Raw genomic sequence first — 15,777 nt, 5'->3', positions numbered from 1 at the left:
CCTGCGCACCTCCGGGACGGCCGGACGTCGAGGCCCTGGGGTTCACACCACGCTGAGCGGCAGCAGCTGGCGCCCCGTCGGCCCGATCTGGATCTCGGTGTCCATCTCGGGACAGACACCGCAGTCGTAGCACGGCGTCCAGCGGCAGTCCTCGACATCCGGGACGGAGTCGGGGTCGTGCGCGACGGCGAGGGCGTCCTCCCAGTCCGACCAGAGCCACTCCTTGTCGAGACCGGAGTCGAGGTGGTCCCACGGCAGCACCTCGTCGTAGTCGCGCTCGCGCAGGGTGTACCAGTCGAGGTCGACTCCGGTCCCGGCCAGCGCCCGCTCGCAGGCCGCCGCCCAGCGGTCGTAGGAGAAGTGCTCGCTCCAGCCGTCGAACCGGCCGCCGTCGCGCCACACCTCCTCGATCACCCGGCCGACCCGGCGGTCGCCGCGCGAGAGCAGCCCCTCGATGATGCCGGGCCTGCCGTCGTGGTAGCGGAAGCCGATCGCTCGCCCGTAGCGCTTGTCCGCGCGCACGACCTCGCGCAGCCGGCGGAGTCGCTCGTCGGTCGTCTCGTGGTCGAGCTGGGCGGCCCACTGGAACGGCGTGTGCGGCTTGGGGACGAACCCCCCGATCGAGACCGTGCACCGCACGTCGTTGCGGCCGCTGGCCTCGCGACCCTTGGCGATCACCTTGGTGGCGAGGTCGGCGATCTCCAGCACGTCCTCGTCGGTCTCGGTCGGCAGGCCGCACATGAAGTAGAGCTTCACCTGCCGCCAGCCGTGGGAGTACGCCGTGGCGACGGTGCGGATCAGGTCGTCCTCGGTGACCGCCTTGTTGATCACCCGGCGCATCCGCTCGCTGCCGCCCTCGGGCGCGAAGGTCAGCCCCGACCGGCGGCCGTTGCGCGAGAACTCGTCGGCCAGGGTGATGTTGAAGGCGTCGACCCGCGTCGAGGGCAGCGAGAGCGAGACGTTCGAGCCCTCGTAGCGGTCGGCAAGGCCGTGGGCGACCTCGGCGATCTCGGTGTGGTCGGCGCTGGAGAGAGAGAGCAGCCCGACCTCCTCGAAGCCCGAGCGCCGGATGCCGGTCTCGACCATCGCGCCGATGGTCTCGATCGACCGCTCGCGCACCGGCCGGGTGATCATCCCCGCCTGGCAGAAGCGGCATCCCCGGGTGCAGCCGCGGAAGATCTCGACGCTGAACCGCTCGTGCACCGTCTCCGCGAGCGGCACCAGCGGCTTGGCGGGGTAGGGCCACTGGTCGAGGTCCATCAGGGTGTGCTTGCGCACCCGGAACGGGATGCCGGGACGGTTGGGGACGACCGCCTCGATGGTGTGGTCGGCGCCGTAGGTCACGTCGTAGAACCGGGGGACGTAGATGTTCTCCGAGACCGCGAGCCGGCGGAGCAGCTCGTCGCGCCCACCGGGCCGGCCCTCGGCCTTCCACTCGCGCACGACCTCGGAGACGGCCAGCACGACCTCCTCGCCGTCACCGAGCACCGCGGCGTCGACGAAGTCGGCGATCGGCTCCGGGTTGAACGCCCCGTGCCCGCCGGTGAGCACCACGGGGTCGTCGTCGGTGCGGTCCGCCGCGTGCAGCGGGATGCCGGCGAGGTCGAGGGCGTTCAGCAGGTTGGTGTAGCCGAGCTCGGTGGCGATGCTGATGCCGAAGACGTCGAAGGCGCCCACCGGCCGGTGGGAGTCGACGGTGAACTGGGGTATCGGCCCCTGCGCGTCGCCCTGGCGCAGCACTCGCTCCATGTCCGGCCACACGGCGTACGTGCGCTCGGCGAGGATCCAGTCGCGCTCGTTGAGGACCTCGTAGAGGATCTGGACGCCCTGGTTGGGCAGCCCCACCTCGTAGGCGTCGGGATACATCAGGGCCCAGCGGACCGTCGGCCCGTCGGGCGCGCAGTCCCAGTCCTTGACCGAGGAGTTGAGCTCGCCGCCGACGTACTGGATCGGCTTGGCCACCGACGGCAGCCATGGCTCGAGCCGGGGGAAGACACTGTCGGGCACGACCGCCAGCCTACGACGCGCGTGGGGTCGCGTCCGCATCCCGGCGCAGCGGCGAGACCCCTACAGTCTCCGTGTGAGCCGGTGGACGACCTACCTCCCGCCGACCTCGCTGGTGGTGCTCGCCGTAGCCTGGCTCACCCATCCCGAGGGGCCGGTCGGGGTCGCCGTCGTGGCCGTCTTCCTCGTCGCGGCGGTGCTGGCGGCGGTGCACCACGCGGAGGTCGTCGCGCACCGGGTCGGCGACCCGCTGGGGTCCCTGGTGCTCGCCGTGGCCGTGACGGTGATCGAGGTGGCGCTGATCGTGACCCTGATGGTCGGCGGCGCCAAGGACTCCTCGACCCTGGCCCGCGACACGGTCTTCGCCGCGGTGATGCTGAGCATGAACGGCATCGTCGGCCTGTCGCTCCTGGTCGGCTCCCTGAAGCACCACCTCGCGGTGTTCAACCCCGAGGGCACCGGGTCCGCCCTGGCGACCGTGGTCACCCTCGCCGGGCTCACGCTGGTGCTGCCGACGTTCACCGTCAGCAACCCCGGGCCGTCGTTCACCGCGGGCCAGCTCGCGTTCGCGGCGGCGGTCTCGCTGGCGGTCTACCTGGTCTTCGTGTTCACCCAGACCGTCCGACACCGCGACTTCTTCCTGCCGCCCGACACCGGCGACTCGGCTCCCGGCGACGCCGAGGACGTGCACGCCGACCCGCCCACCGCGCGTGAGACCTGGACCAGCCTGGTCCTGCTGGGTACGGCGCTGGTGGGCGTCGTGGGCCTGGCCAAGGTCGAGTCGCATCCGCTGGAGAAGGCGGTCGCGGACGCCGGCCTCCCGCACGCCTTCGTCGGGGTGGTCATCGCGACCCTGGTGCTGCTCCCGGAGGCGATCTCGGCGGTGCGGGCCGCCACCCGAGACCGTGTCCAGGTGTCCCTCAACCTCGCCTACGGCTCGGCCATCGCCTCGATCGGGCTCACCATCCCGGCGATCGCGCTGGCCAAGATCTGGCTCGACGGCCCGCTGACCCTCGGGCTGGCACCGACCCAGCTGGTGCTGCTGTTCCTCAGCGCGGTCGTGGGCACGCTGACCGTCGTCCCCGGCCGGTCCAAGCCGCTCCAGGGCGCCCTCCACCTCGTGCTGCTCGCGACGTTCGTCGCCGTCTCGATCCAGCCCTGAGCGCTCACCCCTTGACGTAGGACAGCTTCTCGCTGACCTTGCCGTCGCGGAACCGCAGGACGTCGACCCCGCGGACGTGCCCGGGCGTGCCGTCCTCCTCCATCCAGTCGAATCGCCACCGGAGCACGCCCCGGTCGCCACCGACGAAGGACTCCTCCTCGGTGAACGCCGCGCCGTGCGTGCGGCCGAAGAGCTCGACCCAGACCGCACGCACATCATCTGCGCCCTGGTGGAGCAGACCGTCCGGGGCCGGCCCGGTCGCCTCGAACACGCAGTCGTCGGCCATCAGCGCCATGATCGCGTCGACGTCGCCGCTGCCGAAGGCCGATCCGAACCTCGCCAGCGACGCGTGGCTGGCACCCCAGGAAGCGTCTCGTCCGAACCCGGCGAGCAGGTCGCCCTGAGCCCCGCCGTGGGTCACGCCCCGGGGACCCACCGCGCCCGCGCCCCGGTAGGTCTCCTCCCGGTCGGCGAACCACGACGCGATCTCGCCGACCAGGTGCGGGTCGAGCCGCGTGTCGGCGCCGGTCGCGACGCCAAGGTCCCAGGAGTGGACGAGGTGGTCGGCCGCGAGCTGGCGGACGTACTCGCCCACGTGCTCCTCGCCGTAGGACAGGTGGACCGTGCCGTCGTCGGGGAGCCGCTCGGCGACCGCCGTGGTCGCCATCATCGCGGCCCCGAGCGCGGCGCGCACCGGGTCGTCGCCGAGCAGGTCGCCCTCGAACCGGTCGCCGCCCACCTCGTCGACGGTGCGGCCGGCCATCAGCGGCACGGTCCACAGGTCCTCGGCGACGACGTGGTTGACCAGGTCGCGCACGGACCAGGCACGGCACGGCGTCGGCCCCTCCCACTGGTCGGGCGTCACGGCGTTCACCCGGTCGGCCCAGGCTTCCACGGTGCGGTGGTACAGCGTGTTCAGGTCCATCAGCGTCTCCCGCCTCTCGGCGGCCCCGCCCGGCCCGAGACGTGCACAGGGCCTGCGCCCATGCTGACACCCGCAGGCGTGACGCGGTACTGCGAGCGGACTCAGACCTGGTCGGTCACCGGCGCCGTCGGGGCCGCCTCCGAGCGCACCGCCGCGCCAGCCGAGGTGGCGCGCAGCTCGACCTTGGGCATGAGCAGCAGGATCAGGAAGGCCACGAGGCCGATCAGCCCCGCGCACAGGAACACGATGTCCATCGACTGCGCGAAGCCGACCTTGAAGGGGTGGGCCAGCGCCGGCGACAGCTTGCCGATGAACGACGAGTCGTCGTTGACCTGGCTGACGAAGGTGGCATGGCCGTGGCCCTGGAGCGACTGCGCGAACTGCTTGTCCAGCGGAGTCACAGGGTTCGCCACGGCGTGCTGGAACGCCGGGGTGCCCGCCTCGTCGTGGAGCGCCGTACCGATGTGGCCGCCGACCTGCCCGAAGAGCACCGACAAGAACACGGCCACGCCGATCGTGCCGCCGATCTGCCGGAAGAAGGTCGCGGAGGCCGTGGCCACGCCGATGTCGCGCGGCGGGACCGCGGACTGGAGGATCAGCAGCAGCGGCTGCATGCAGTTGCCCAGGCCGTAGCCGAGCACCAGCATCAGCGCCATCACCAGTGGCAGCGCGGTGTCGGCGGTGATCCGCGACAGCGCCAGCAGCGCCAGCGCCGCCAGGGCCGAGCCGAAGATCGGGAACGCCCGGATGCGGCCCGTGCGCGAGATGATCTGACCGGAGATGATCGAGGCGCTCATCATGCCGACCACCATCGGCAGCATCAGGAAGCCCGATCGCATCGGCGAGGCGCCGTGCACGATCTGCATGTAGAGCGGCAGCACCAGGATGCCGCCGAACAGCGCCATGCCGGTGATCACGTTGGCGCCGATCCCCACCGCCACCGGGCGGATGCCGAACATCCGCAAGGGGATCATCGCGTTGTCGCCCATCCGGCGCTCGACGGCGTAGAAGGCGCCGAGCCCGATCACGCCCACGACGTAGCAGAGCATCGCGCGGCCGGACTCCCAGCCCCAGTCGCGGCCCTGCTCGGCGATGGTGAGCAACGGGACGAGGGCGACCACGAGAGCGACGGCGCCCCACCAGTCGATGCGCGCGTCACGCCGGTGGTGGTGGACGTGGAGCGTGCGGTAGACCACGAACAGCGCCGCGATCCCGATCGGCACGTTGACCAGGAAGACCCAGCGCCAGCCGGTCAGGCCGAGGATGACGGCGTGGGAGGCGAAGAACCCGCCCACGACCGGACCCAGGACGCTCGACGTCCCGAAGGTCGCCATGAAGTAGCCGGTGTAGCGAGCCCGCTCGCGCGGGGACACGATGTCGCCGATGATGGCCAGCACGAGCGTGAACAGGCCGCCCGCGCCGATGCCCTGCACGGCTCGGAACGCCGCGAGCATGTACATCGAGGTCGCGAACGAGCACAGCGCCGATCCCCCGATGAAGACGGTGATCGCGAACATGAACAGCTTCTTGCGACCGTAGATGTCGCCGAGCTTGCCGTAGATCGGCGTCGCGATGGTCGAGGTGATGAGGTACGCGGTGGTGACCCACGCCTGGACCGACAGCCCGTCGAGGTCGTCGGCGATCGTCCGGATCGCGGTGGACACGATGGTCTGGTCCAGGGCGCCGAGGAACATGCCCATCATCAGGCCGGTGATGATGGTCAGGATCTGGCGGTGGGTGTACTCGCCGGACTCGGCGGAGCTGGCTGCGGCGGACTGTGGGGTCGACATCGTTCACCGAGTCTAACGGTTGCTCCAGGCAACCGATGGAATCCTCGAACCAGCCCTTCGCGAACGTCAGCGGGAGGACAGCGCCGACAGGCGCCCGGAAGCCACTCTCATCACACGAACTCCGACGAGAGACAAGGACCCAGCCATGACCAGCATCCTCAAGCGCGCCGCCCTCGCCGCCGCCCTCACCGCCGCCGCCGCCACCACCGTGCTGACCTCGGCAGGCTCGGCCCAGGCCCACTACGTGGGGGTCGGTGCGGGCAGCGACGAAGCATGGCACGGAACCGCGGCAGTCCAGCTCGACTACGAGGACTGGCTCTTCTGGACCGCCGACCAGCACATCGTGTGCGGGCAGATCAAAGATGAGGTCAACGGGCAGCGACAGAAGTTGGGCCTGGACCTGGGCATCACCGAGGGCGAGTGCATCCTCTGGATGACCGACTGCATGACCCGGTTCGGCGGCAACGCCTGGCTGATCATCCCGTCCGACAACGCGTACTACTGCGCCGACGACCAGACGTGATGACGGGCTGGGAGACGGCGGGGCTCGTCGGCCGACCTCCATCGACAAGTTCAGGAGGCCCGATCTTGCCGGCGAGGCGCCGTGCCCGATCTGCAGAGAGAGCGGCAGCGCCAGACGCCGCCGGACGCCGCCACGATCGGCGCGCGTCTCGCCGGCAACCGATGAAGTCCCCCGGTCAGCTCTTCGCGAACGTCAGCGGGACGACAGCGCCGACAGGCACCGGGCAGCCACTCTCATCACACGAACTCCGACGAGAGACAAGGACCCAGCCATGACCAGCATCCTCAAGCGCGCCGCCCTCGCCGCCGCTCTCACCACCGCCGCCGCCACCACCGTGCTGACCTCCGCAGGCTCGGCCCAGGCCTACACCGTTCAGGTGGAGGCTGGCTCGGGCCCAACCGCAGGAACCGCGTCATTCCAGCTCAGCCCGGACGACTACACCTGGTGGTTCTTCGACCAGCAGATCGTCTGCTCAGGAATCGCAGGCGTGGTCGACGGGCACCGGCAGCAGTTGGGTCTCACCCTCGGCATCACCACTGACCAGTGCATCAACTTGATGAACTACTGCATCGCGCAGCGCAGTAGCAGCACCTGGGCCATTCTCCTGCCCGACAACCATTCCCGGTGCGCCGACAGGCCCGCGAGCACGGGGGGCTAGCAAACGAGAAACGTCCGCCATGGCGGCTACGTCCGCGCGCCTGGAGACCCGGCTGCCTGTCGGGTGAGAACGGCGGGACGCGAGATCGGCGTCCCGCCGGCGGCACGACTCTGGCGGACCGGACGGGCGTAGCGGGTCGGCAGCGAGGCCGCCGAGCGCAGGTGGATGTTCTGGAGCAGCCCGACGGCCAGCATCACCGCGAACATCGACGACCCGCCGTACGACACGAACGGCAGCGGCACTCCGGTGACCGGCATGATGCCCAGGCACATCCCGATGTTCTGGAACGCCTGGAAGCCCAGCCAGCAGGCGATCCCGGCAGCGGCGACCCGGCCGAAGGCGTCGGTGGACTCCGCCGAGATGGCCAGAGCCCGCCAGATGACCAGACCCAGTAGGCCTATCAGGACCGCGGCACCGACCAGGCCCAGCTCCTCGCCGGCCACGGTGAAGATGAAGTCGGTGTGCTGCTCGGGCACGAAGCCGGCCCGCGTCTGCGTCCCGTGGAACAGCCCCTGCCCGAAGAGCCCGCCGTTGCCGACCGCGATGCGCGCCTGCTCGGTGTTGTAGCCCGCGCCCCGGGGGTCGAGGTCGGGGTTGGTGAAAGCCAGGAAGCGGTCGACCTGGTAGGGCTTGAGCACGTGCCCCGCGAACGCCGCGACCGAGGCGACGACCCCGCCCGCCAGCAGGACCGCCAGCCACCGGCGTGGCGCTCCGGCCACCGCGAGCACCCCGAACACCGTGGCCGAGAGCACCAGGAGCGTCCCCAGGTCCGGCTGGAGCATGATCAGGGCTGCCGGCACGCCGGCGATGAGCAGCATCCCGCCCACCTCGGTCCCGCCGACCTCGTGACGACGCCCCTCACGTCGTTCGGCCACCAGGAGCGCCATCCCGATCACCACCGCGAGCTTGGCGAACTCAGAAGGCTGGATCGACATGCCGCCGACGTCGATCCACGACTGCGAGCCGTTGATCGTGGTCCCCATCGCCAGCACCAGCACCAGCCCGGCGATCGAGGCGAGGTAGACCAGCGGCGCCAGGATGCGCACCCATCGATGGTCGGTGGCCATCACGACCACCATGAGCACCAGCCCGATGCTGACGTTGACCAGCTGCTTGCGGAGGTACGCCGTGGGGTCGCCGCCGGTCAGGTCGGTGCGGTGGGAGGTCGCCGACCAGACGAGCAGGGTGCCGAGCACCAGGAGGGCGAGCACGGCGAGCATCAGGACCCGGTCGATCCCGGGCGTGCGCAGTCGGGTCCTCACGGGGTCCTCCCGGTGGTGCGTGGTCGTGGCGGCAGGATCGACCCGTCGGACTCGAAGGACGGCAGCGCGTCGGGCTCCACCACGCCGGGGATCACGGAGTCGCGTCGGTCGACCTGGTCGCCGTGCACGCCGTACAGCGCCTCCCAGATGCGGCGCACTCCCGGGCCCGAGGTCCCCGAGCCGGTGCCGCCCTGGGTCACCATCATCAGCACGACGTAGTTGCGGTCGTAGGAGGCGACCCACGACGTCGACTGCTTGCCGTAGACCTCCGCCGACCCGGTCTTGGACCGGATGTGGACCTGGTCGAGGGGGAAGCCCTCCATCTTCCACGCCATGGTGCCGGTCTCGGCGGTGCCGAGCAGCGCGTTGTCGACGTAGGCGATCGCGTGCGCCGGGTCAGCCACGTGACCCTGCACCTTCGGCGCGATGTGCCTCACGACGCGGCCGTCCGGGCTCACGATGGCCTTGGCGATCCTGGGCTCGTAGAGGGTGCCGCCGTTGGCGAGCGCGGCATACGCGCGGGCGAGCTGGAGGGGCGTCACCAGCGTGTCGCCCTGGCCGATCGCGAAGTTCACCGCGTCGCCCGCACGGTAGTAGCTCCCCTCGAGGCAGAACTCGTGCGCGTACAGCCGCAGGTAGGCGCTGGCACCGGCCGGCGGGTGCCTGTCGATGCGGCAGTAGTAGCCCTTCATCGACTTCCAGTACGCGAGCTTCCAGTGCCGGTCGGCGATCCGGCCGCTCGACTCGCCCGGCACGTCGATGCCCGTGCGCCGGCCGAACCCGAACGCCTGGGCCTCGGCCACCAGCGGGTCGCGTGCGTTCACGTTGGTGGGGTCCTGACCGAACAGCTGCCAGAAGTGGTAGCCCACGCGGTAGAAGAAGGTGTCGCAGGAGACCTGGAGCGCCTTGGCGAAGTCGATCATCCCGTAGGACTCCGACTCGTAGTTGTGGAACAGCCGGCCGCCGACCTGGAACCCCGAGGAGCAGTCGAGCCGCGTGCTCGGGCCGAGGCCGTGGTTGAAGGCGCCGACGGTCATGATCGGCTTCCAGGTCGACCCGGGAGCGAACTGCCCTTGGTAGGCGCGCGAGAGCAGCGGGTCGCCGGCCTGCGGTGCGTAGAGCGCCGCCAGCTGCCTCTTGGTGATGCCCCCCACCCACACGTTCGGGTTGTACGTCGGCTCGCTGGCCATCGCGACCACGCGCCCGGTCTGGGCCTGGAGGACGATCGCGGCGCCCGAGTCCGCGCGGTAGTTGCGGTGGGTGACGGGGTCGTAGGTCGCGCGAGCCGTCGTGATCGCGTTGTGCAGCGCCGTCTCGGCCACGCTCTGCACCCGGGCGTCGATCGAGGTGACCAAGGTGTCGCCGGGACGGCTGCGGACCTGGCCCTCCTGGCCGAGCACCCGGCCCATGGAGTCGACCGCGACCCGCTGGTACCCGGGGTGCCCGCGCAGGTACCGGTCGTACTCCTCCTCGATCCCGGCCCGCCCGACCGTGCTCTCGGCGTCCAGCGACGTGTCGTGATCCTTCTTCGCCCGGTTGAGCTCGCCGGCGGTGATCGGGCTCAGGTAGCCCACGATGTCGGCGAGGTTGACCCCGAAGGGGCGCGGGTAGGCGCGGATGCTCTGCTGCTGGGCGACGACGGCCGGGTAGTCCTCGGGCTGCTCGAGGATCCGCAGGGCCACCGCCTGGCGGACGTCGCTGGCGACCGGCACCGGCTGGTACGGCGAGCCGTTCCAGGTCCCCAGGTCGTGCCGGATCTCGTGTGCCGAGGCATGGATGGCGTGGGCGAGCCGCCGCAGCAGCACCGAGCGGTCGTGGCGCGACAGCCGGCCGAGCAGGGTCCGGTCGACCGAGACCACCCAGGCCGTCCGGTTGGCGACCAGGGGCCGGCCCTGGTCGTCGACGATGAGGCCGCGCTCCGGCTGCTGGAGGACCTCGCGCAGCGACTGTGACGCGGCGGCCCTGCGGTAGGAGTCGCCCGAGACGACCTGGAGGTAGTACAGGCGCGCGACCAGGGTCGCGAACAGCGAGAACACCAGCACCCTGACGACGACCAGGCGCAGACGCGACAGGTCGGTCCGGTTCATCGTGCGCCCGCGGGCTCGAGCCGGGTGAGCAGCCGCATCAGGCCCGGAAGCACCACGGGGGCCAGGAGGACGTCCCAGAGCAAGGCCACGAGGATCACCTTGGCCAGGTCGGCCGGGCTCCCCACGCTGTCTCCGAGCACGAGCCCGGTCAGGGCGAAGACCGAGGTGCCGACGAACGACGACGCGGCGACCGTGGCGACCACGGTGCTCAGCTGCGTCCGGGTGTCCTGGCGCATCAGGCCCGCGACACAGCCGACGACGACCAGCGACAGCGCCCAGCGGCCCGCGACGTGGTCGGCCGGCGGGGCCAGGTCGAGCAGCAGCCCGGCGAAGAAGCCGAGCGTGGCGGCGAACGCCGGCCCGCGGACCAGGGCAGCGGCCACGACCACGAGCAGGCACAGGTCGGGGACGATGCCCTCCCAGGCCACGTGGGGGAACACCGCTACCTGGAGGATCAGGGCCACCACGACCAGCAGGCCGGCGACGGCCGTGCGCAGAGAGCTCATCGCGGTCTCCTCATCGCAGGGTCCCGTCGGCCGCGATGACGCCCCGGTCGCCGTGCGTACCCGAGGGCACGACCACGCCCACCAGGTCGAGCGCGCCGAAGTCGACGAAGGGCTGGATCACGGCGTGGGCCGTGGACTCGCGCGGGCTCGCGTAGACCGCCGTGACCCGCCCGATCGGGACGCCGGAGACGTACGGTGCGCCACCCTTGCTCCCCCAGGTGACGATGGTGTCCCCTGTGGCCGGCGGGTCGCTCTGGTCGACGAGCTGGAGGTCGAGCGTGCCGTGGTTGCCGAGGCCGCCGCGGCCCTTGACGAAGCCGACCTGCATCGAGCTCCCGTCTCGACCGCCCACCACCGATCCCGTGTCGACGACCAGCAGGACCGTCGCGGTCGTGCTGGTCACCCGGAGCACCCGGCCGACCAGGCCGTGGTCGTTCAGGACGGTCTGGTCCGGGCGGATCCCGGCGGCCGAGCCGGCGTCGATGGTCACGGTGCGCGAGAAGGACTGCGCCGGGCCGTAGGCGACCACGTGGGCGGGCACCAGGGTCTGGCGCAGCGAGTCGGCGGCGGAGGTGAGTCCCTGGTACTCGTCGAGCAGGTTGCGCTGGTACGTCGTGGTCGACTGCCGCGCCTGGAGCCGGGCGTTCGCCGACTCCAGCCTGGCGACGTCGTGCTGGAGCGAGCGCTTGGAGGTGAACCAGCCGCCGAGGTCGGTCACCGGCCTGGTCACCCCCGAGGCACCGGACTCCACCGGGCCCAGGACCGACCCCATCGCGTCCCTGGCCGGCTCGAGGGGCGAGCCGGTGCCGGGATGGTGGTCGAGGACCATCAGGGTGACGCTGGCCAGCACCAGGGCTGCCATGCGTGCGCGCAGGCGGGAGCGCTCGGCCCGCTCGTCGAAGCGGTCGGGCATCAGAGCCGCCGTCGGCGCTCGGAGACCAGGACGCGCTGGAGACCCTCGAACTCCTCCACGCACTTCCCCGCACCCATCGCCACGCTGGACAACGGGTCCTCGGCGACGTGGACCGGCATCCCGGTCTCGTGCCGGATGCGCTCGTCGAGGCCGCGCAGGAGCGCACCGCCTCCGGTCAGTACGATGCCGCGGTCCATGATGTCGCCGGCCAGCTCGGGCGGGGTCTGGTCGAGGGTGGCGCGCACGGCGTCCACGATCGAGTGCAGGGGCTCCTCCAGCGCCTTGCGAACCTCGGCGCTGCTGACCAGGATCGAGCGCGGCAGGCCGCTGACCATGTCGCGGCCGCGCACCTCCGCGGTCGGCTCGTCAGGGCTCGGGAACGCCGACCCGAGGCTCATCTTGACCTCCTCGGCGGTGCGCTCGCCGAGCATGAGGCCGTGCTCCTTCTTCATCCAGGCCACGATGGCGGCGTCCAGGTCGTCACCTGCGGTGCGGATCGACAGGCTGGTCACCACGCCGCCCAGGGAGATCACCGCGACCTCCGTGGTGCCGCCGCCGACATCGACGACCATGTTCCCAGCGGCCTGGTGGACGGGGAGTCCGGCGCCGATGGCCGCCGACATGGGCTCCTCGATGATGTAGACCTTGCGGGCCCCGGCTTGGTACCCCGCCTCCTTGACCGCGCGCTGCTCCACCGCGGTGATGCCGCTGGGCACGCAGACCACCATCCGCGGCTTGGCGAGGTAGCGGCGCCGGTGCACCTGCTGGATGAAGAACCGCAGCATCTGCTCGGCCGCCTCGAAGTCGGCGATCACGCCGTCCTTCATGGGCCGCAGCGCCGTGATGTTGTCGGGGGTGCGGCCCATCATCCGCTTGGCCTCGTGACCTACGGCGAGGACCTCGCCGGTGGTCTCGTCGAGCGCGACGACACTCGGCTCGTCCAACATGATCCCGCGGCCGCGGACATAGACGAGCGTGTTGGCGGTCCCGAGGTCGACCGCCATGTCGCGGCCGATGATGCTGTTCGCCATGCGCAATGCCTCGCAGGTGCGTTGTTCCGGGGAAGGAAGGGACACACGCCTGTGTCCCGTGGACCGACGTGTCCGACCCGCAGACCGACGACCCACCAGCAGGCTAGGTGCGAGCCTGCGTCGTGCCCGGCAGACACACCGCAGGCGAGCCGGAATGTGCGAGGAGCCAGCTCGTCGTCGGCTGCCGCCGAGGTCGCGGTCACGGCCCGTCGGGGCCCTCCTCGTGCTTGCCGCGCACGGTGGACTTCCTGGCCTCTTCTGACACTTCCCGGGGGTTGCAGCGGCCAAGAAGTGCCAAGTCCCCCGCTTCAGCGGGGGATTTGACGAAACTCAGGCCGACAGGGTCAGGAGGGGTACCAGATGCCGATCTCGCGCTCGGCCGACGCCGCGGAGTCCGAGCCGTGGACGAGGTTCTGCTGGACCGCGAGCCCCCAGTCACGGCCGAGGTCGCCCCGGATGGTGCCGGGCGCGGCCACGGTCGGGTCGGTCGCACCGGCCAGCGAGCGGAAGCCCTCGATCACGCGTTCGCCCTCGACGACCACGGCGACGCACGGACCCGACAGCATGAACTCGACCAACGGCTCGTAGAACGGCTTGCCCTCGTGCTCGGCGTAGTGCTCGGCGAGCAGCTCGCGGGTGGCGCTGCGCAGCTCGAGCCGGGCCAGGGTGTACCCCTTGGCCTCGATCCGCCGGATCACCTCACCGGCGAGGCCGCGGCGGACGCCGTCGGGCTTGACCAGGACCAGGGTGCGCTCCATGGGCGGCACTGTAGCGAGGGCCCGGCCCCGCACAGCCACCGGCGCTCACCAGTCGCGCAGCCGGCGGGTGACGTCGTCGGGCACGACACCCTCCTGGTCGGGCTCGACCCGCCCGGCCCTGACGGCGAGCGGGACCACCCCGGCCCAGGTCGCTGCGGCCACGTCCTCCGGCTCGTCCTTCGGCCCACCCGTGCGCGCCTTGACCGACGCCTCGGCCAGCGAGACCGCGACCACCGCTGTGGCCGCCAGCTCCTTGCGGGTGTTGGCGCGCAGGGTGGCCGAGCGGCCGGGGACGACGTGGTCGACGATCAGCCGGAGCGCGTGGTCGCGCTCGGTCCCGCTGTCCACGCGGCGGGCGGCGCCGTAGACGACGGCCGAGCGGTAGTTCATCGAGTGGCTGAACGCCGCGCGCGCCACCACGACGCCGTCCAGCAGCGTGAACGTCGCGCAGACCCGCTGGCCGGGGGCCTGGAGCAGCCATGGTGCCGCGATCGAGCCGTGCAGGTAGAGCGTCCCTCCCTCGTCGGGACCGTCGGGGTCGACGGCGTGGATCGAGGGCAGCACGACCGGCTCCCCGTCGCGGACGATCCCGACGTGGCACACGAGCGCCTCGCGGATGACGGCGAACAGGTCGGCGCGGTCGGCGCTGCCCCGCTCGCGATGACGGGTGAGCTGGGTGCGAGGGGTCGGGGACAGCGTGGCGGACATGGGCCTATTCTCGGCCAGAAGTGGCCTGCCGTACCGGGCCACCTGTCACTCGGTCGAACAGGACACTCATGCCTCACAGCTCCCCCGTGCCGGTCCGCCTCGACCGGGCGGCGGGCGTGCCGCTGGTCCGCCAGCTGGCGACGAGCGTGCGCGAGCAGGTGGTCTCCGGCAGTCTCCCGATCGGCCTGCGCCTGCCCAGCACCCGCGCCCTGGCAGCGGATCTCGGCGTCTCCCGGAGCGTGACCGAGCAGGCCTACGACCAGCTGACCGCCGAGGGCTGGCTCGAGAGCCGCCGGGGGTCCGGGACGTACGTCGCCGCGGGCGCCGCTCCACCGCGGCATCGTCCGCTGTCGCCTCCGCGCCAGAGCCGTCCCGGCCTGCTCCGGCTCGACACCGGCACGCCGTGGATCGACCCGCGACACCGCGCGGCGTGGCGGCGCGCCTGGCGCGACGTCTCGACCGCCACCCCGCCACCGGGGTACGACGACCCCGCGGGCCTGGTGGACCTCCGCGCCGAGCTCGCCGGCCATCTGGCCCGCACCCGCGGCCTGCTCTGCGACCCCGACGAGATCGTGGTGACCACGGGCACCATCGGCGGCCTGGGCCAGGTGCTCGCGGCGCTCCCGCCCGGCTCGGTCGCGCACGAGGACCCCGGGTACCGCGCCGCCGCGGAGGCGATCCGAGCGGCCGGCCGCGAGATCCGCGACCTGCCGGCCACCCGACCGGTCACCGAGCTGACCGACTGCGCCGCGGCCTACGTCACGCCCGCCCACCAGCACCCGCTCGGGCCGGTCATGTCCGGCGCCGACCGGCTGGGGCTCCTGCGAGCGGCCCGGGCGGCCGGCTCCGTCGTGGTCGAGGACGACTACGACTCGGAGTTCCGCTACGACGTCGCGCCGGTGCCCGCCCTGGCCGCCCTGGACCGCGAGGTCGTCGCCTATCTCGGGACGACCAGCAAGACCGTGGGCCCGAGCATGCGGTTGGGCTGGCTGGTCGCCCCGTCCGCGCTGCACCGGCAGATCCTCGCGCGTCGCGAGGTCACCCACGACACCGCCGCCTGGCCGGTGCAGCGCGCCTTCCTCTCCCTGCTGCGGGACGGCTACGTCGACCAGGTCGTCCGCTCGGCCCGCCGCACCTACGCCGCGCGTGCGGAGCGGGTCGTTGCCGCTCTCGCGGGCGTCGCCGACCCGATCGGACCCGTCGCCGGCATGTACGCCTGCGTTCCCATGCCCCGGCCCGATGCGCTGCGCGTGGCGACCGCGGCGCGGGCGGCCGGCTTCGATCTGCCGCTCCTGCACGACTACTGCCGCAGCTCGGAGCTGACCGGGATCATCGTCGGCTTCGGCGGCTGTACCGACGATGAGCTCGACCGGGCGCTGGCCGCGATCGTGCGAGCCCTGGTCTGACCGACCGGCTCCTGCGCGGGTAGCCGCCTCAGGGCAGCGTCACG

At 71.7% G+C, this 15,777-nt stretch carries 14 protein-coding genes; 4 read left to right on the top strand and 10 right to left on the bottom strand.

Features of this window, described 5'->3' with window-relative positions; translation table 11 throughout:
- Positions 1 to 42: 42 nt before the first annotated feature.
- Positions 43 to 2,046: a TIGR03960 family B12-binding radical SAM protein gene (locus tag VHW64_RS14430; protein ID WP_329651265.1), complete on the bottom strand. Its 2,004-nt coding sequence runs from the start codon at positions 2,044 to 2,046 to the stop codon at positions 43 to 45.
- A 34-nt stretch (positions 2,047 to 2,080) separates the two neighbouring features.
- On the opposite strand from VHW64_RS14430, the gene VHW64_RS14425 reads away from it, so the two are divergent.
- Entirely contained in the window at positions 2,081 to 3,166 is a 1,086-nt protein-coding gene (locus tag VHW64_RS14425; RefSeq protein ID WP_329651264.1) for a calcium:proton antiporter, read from the top strand.
- A 4-nt stretch (positions 3,167 to 3,170) separates the two neighbouring features.
- Here VHW64_RS14425 and VHW64_RS14420 read toward each other — a convergent pair whose 3' ends face one another.
- Positions 3,171 to 4,091, bottom strand: a complete 921-nt coding sequence (locus tag VHW64_RS14420) for a TIGR03086 family metal-binding protein (RefSeq protein ID WP_329651263.1) — start codon at positions 4,089 to 4,091, stop codon at positions 3,171 to 3,173.
- Between the two features lie 101 nt (positions 4,092 to 4,192).
- Positions 4,193 to 5,881: an MDR family MFS transporter gene (locus tag VHW64_RS14415; protein ID WP_329651262.1), complete on the bottom strand. Its 1,689-nt coding sequence runs from the start codon at positions 5,879 to 5,881 to the stop codon at positions 4,193 to 4,195.
- Positions 5,882 to 6,026: 145 nt separating this feature from the next.
- On the opposite strand from VHW64_RS14415, the gene VHW64_RS14410 reads away from it, so the two are divergent.
- The gene (locus VHW64_RS14410; protein ID WP_329651261.1) at positions 6,027 to 6,404 is read left to right on the top strand and encodes a hypothetical protein; all 378 of its coding nucleotides are present in this window, start codon (positions 6,027 to 6,029) and stop codon (positions 6,402 to 6,404) included.
- 271 nt (positions 6,405 to 6,675) lie between these two features.
- On the top strand, positions 6,676 to 7,062 hold the full coding sequence (locus tag VHW64_RS14405; RefSeq protein WP_329651260.1) for a hypothetical protein: 387 nt from the start codon (positions 6,676 to 6,678) through the stop codon (positions 7,060 to 7,062).
- 26 nt (positions 7,063 to 7,088) lie between these two features.
- Here VHW64_RS14405 and rodA read toward each other — a convergent pair whose 3' ends face one another.
- The 7 genes from rodA to VHW64_RS14370 form a co-directional block, all read right to left on the bottom strand.
- Positions 7,089 to 8,324 carry a rod shape-determining protein RodA gene (rodA, locus tag VHW64_RS14400; RefSeq protein WP_329651259.1) on the bottom strand — a complete coding sequence of 412 codons (1,236 nt, stop codon included), beginning with the start codon at positions 8,322 to 8,324 and terminating at the stop codon, positions 7,089 to 7,091.
- Positions 8,321 to 10,411, bottom strand: a complete 2,091-nt coding sequence (mrdA, locus tag VHW64_RS14395; RefSeq protein WP_329651258.1) for a penicillin-binding protein 2 — start codon at positions 10,409 to 10,411, stop codon at positions 8,321 to 8,323. Before mrdA ends, rodA begins: the two co-directional genes overlap by 4 nt.
- On the bottom strand, positions 10,408 to 10,917 hold the full coding sequence (gene mreD / locus VHW64_RS14390; RefSeq protein WP_329651257.1) for a rod shape-determining protein MreD: 510 nt from the start codon (positions 10,915 to 10,917) through the stop codon (positions 10,408 to 10,410). Before mreD ends, mrdA begins: the two co-directional genes overlap by 4 nt.
- A 10-nt stretch (positions 10,918 to 10,927) precedes the next feature.
- On the bottom strand, positions 10,928 to 11,830 hold the full coding sequence (mreC, locus tag VHW64_RS14385) for a rod shape-determining protein MreC (protein ID WP_329651256.1): 903 nt from the start codon (positions 11,828 to 11,830) through the stop codon (positions 10,928 to 10,930).
- Complete coding sequence (locus tag VHW64_RS14380; RefSeq protein WP_329651255.1) at positions 11,830 to 12,861, bottom strand: rod shape-determining protein; 1,032 nt, start codon at positions 12,859 to 12,861, stop codon at positions 11,830 to 11,832. The genes mreC and VHW64_RS14380 overlap by 1 nt, the downstream gene beginning before the upstream one ends.
- Positions 12,862 to 13,205: 344 nt before the next feature.
- Entirely contained in the window at positions 13,206 to 13,619 is a 414-nt protein-coding gene (gene ndk / locus VHW64_RS14375) for a nucleoside-diphosphate kinase (protein ID WP_329651254.1), read from the bottom strand.
- A 45-nt stretch (positions 13,620 to 13,664) separates the two neighbouring features.
- Complete coding sequence (locus VHW64_RS14370; protein WP_329651253.1) at positions 13,665 to 14,327, bottom strand: pyridoxamine 5'-phosphate oxidase family protein; 663 nt, start codon at positions 14,325 to 14,327, stop codon at positions 13,665 to 13,667.
- Positions 14,328 to 14,395: 68 nt separating this feature from the next.
- On the opposite strand from VHW64_RS14370, the gene VHW64_RS14365 reads away from it, so the two are divergent.
- Entirely contained in the window at positions 14,396 to 15,733 is a 1,338-nt protein-coding gene (locus VHW64_RS14365) for a PLP-dependent aminotransferase family protein (RefSeq protein ID WP_329651252.1), read from the top strand.
- Positions 15,734 to 15,777: the final 44 nt, after the last annotated feature.

The sequence above is a fragment of the Nocardioides sp. genome (genome assembly GCF_036267815.1).
GTDB lineage: Bacteria > Actinomycetota > Actinomycetes > Propionibacteriales > Nocardioidaceae > Nocardioides.
The sequence above is the reverse complement of the archived record's forward strand: the minus strand, read 5'-3'. Positions and strand labels throughout refer to the sequence as shown.

Coding starts and splice junctions, on each gene's coding strand:
- VHW64_RS14430 (WP_329651265.1), bottom strand. CDS start 2,046: ATGCGGACGCGACCCCACGCGCGTCGTAGGCTGGCGGTCGTGCCCGAC.
- VHW64_RS14420 (WP_329651263.1), bottom strand. CDS start 4,091: ATGGACCTGAACACGCTGTACCACCGCACCGTGGAAGCCTGGGCCGAC.
- VHW64_RS14415 (WP_329651262.1), bottom strand. CDS start 5,881: ATGTCGACCCCACAGTCCGCCGCAGCCAGCTCCGCCGAGTCCGGCGAG.
- VHW64_RS14410 (WP_329651261.1), top strand. CDS start 6,027: ATGACCAGCATCCTCAAGCGCGCCGCCCTCGCCGCCGCCCTCACCGCC.
- VHW64_RS14405 (WP_329651260.1), top strand. CDS start 6,676: ATGACCAGCATCCTCAAGCGCGCCGCCCTCGCCGCCGCTCTCACCACC.
- mrdA (WP_329651258.1), bottom strand. CDS start 10,411: ATGAACCGGACCGACCTGTCGCGTCTGCGCCTGGTCGTCGTCAGGGTG.
- mreD (WP_329651257.1), bottom strand. CDS start 10,917: ATGAGCTCTCTGCGCACGGCCGTCGCCGGCCTGCTGGTCGTGGTGGCC.
- mreC (WP_329651256.1), bottom strand. CDS start 11,830: ATGCCCGACCGCTTCGACGAGCGGGCCGAGCGCTCCCGCCTGCGCGCA.
- VHW64_RS14380 (WP_329651255.1), bottom strand. CDS start 12,861: ATGGCGAACAGCATCATCGGCCGCGACATGGCGGTCGACCTCGGGACC.
- ndk (WP_329651254.1), bottom strand. CDS start 13,619: ATGGAGCGCACCCTGGTCCTGGTCAAGCCCGACGGCGTCCGCCGCGGC.
- VHW64_RS14370 (WP_329651253.1), bottom strand. CDS start 14,327: ATGTCCGCCACGCTGTCCCCGACCCCTCGCACCCAGCTCACCCGTCAT.
- VHW64_RS14365 (WP_329651252.1), top strand. CDS start 14,396: ATGCCTCACAGCTCCCCCGTGCCGGTCCGCCTCGACCGGGCGGCGGGC.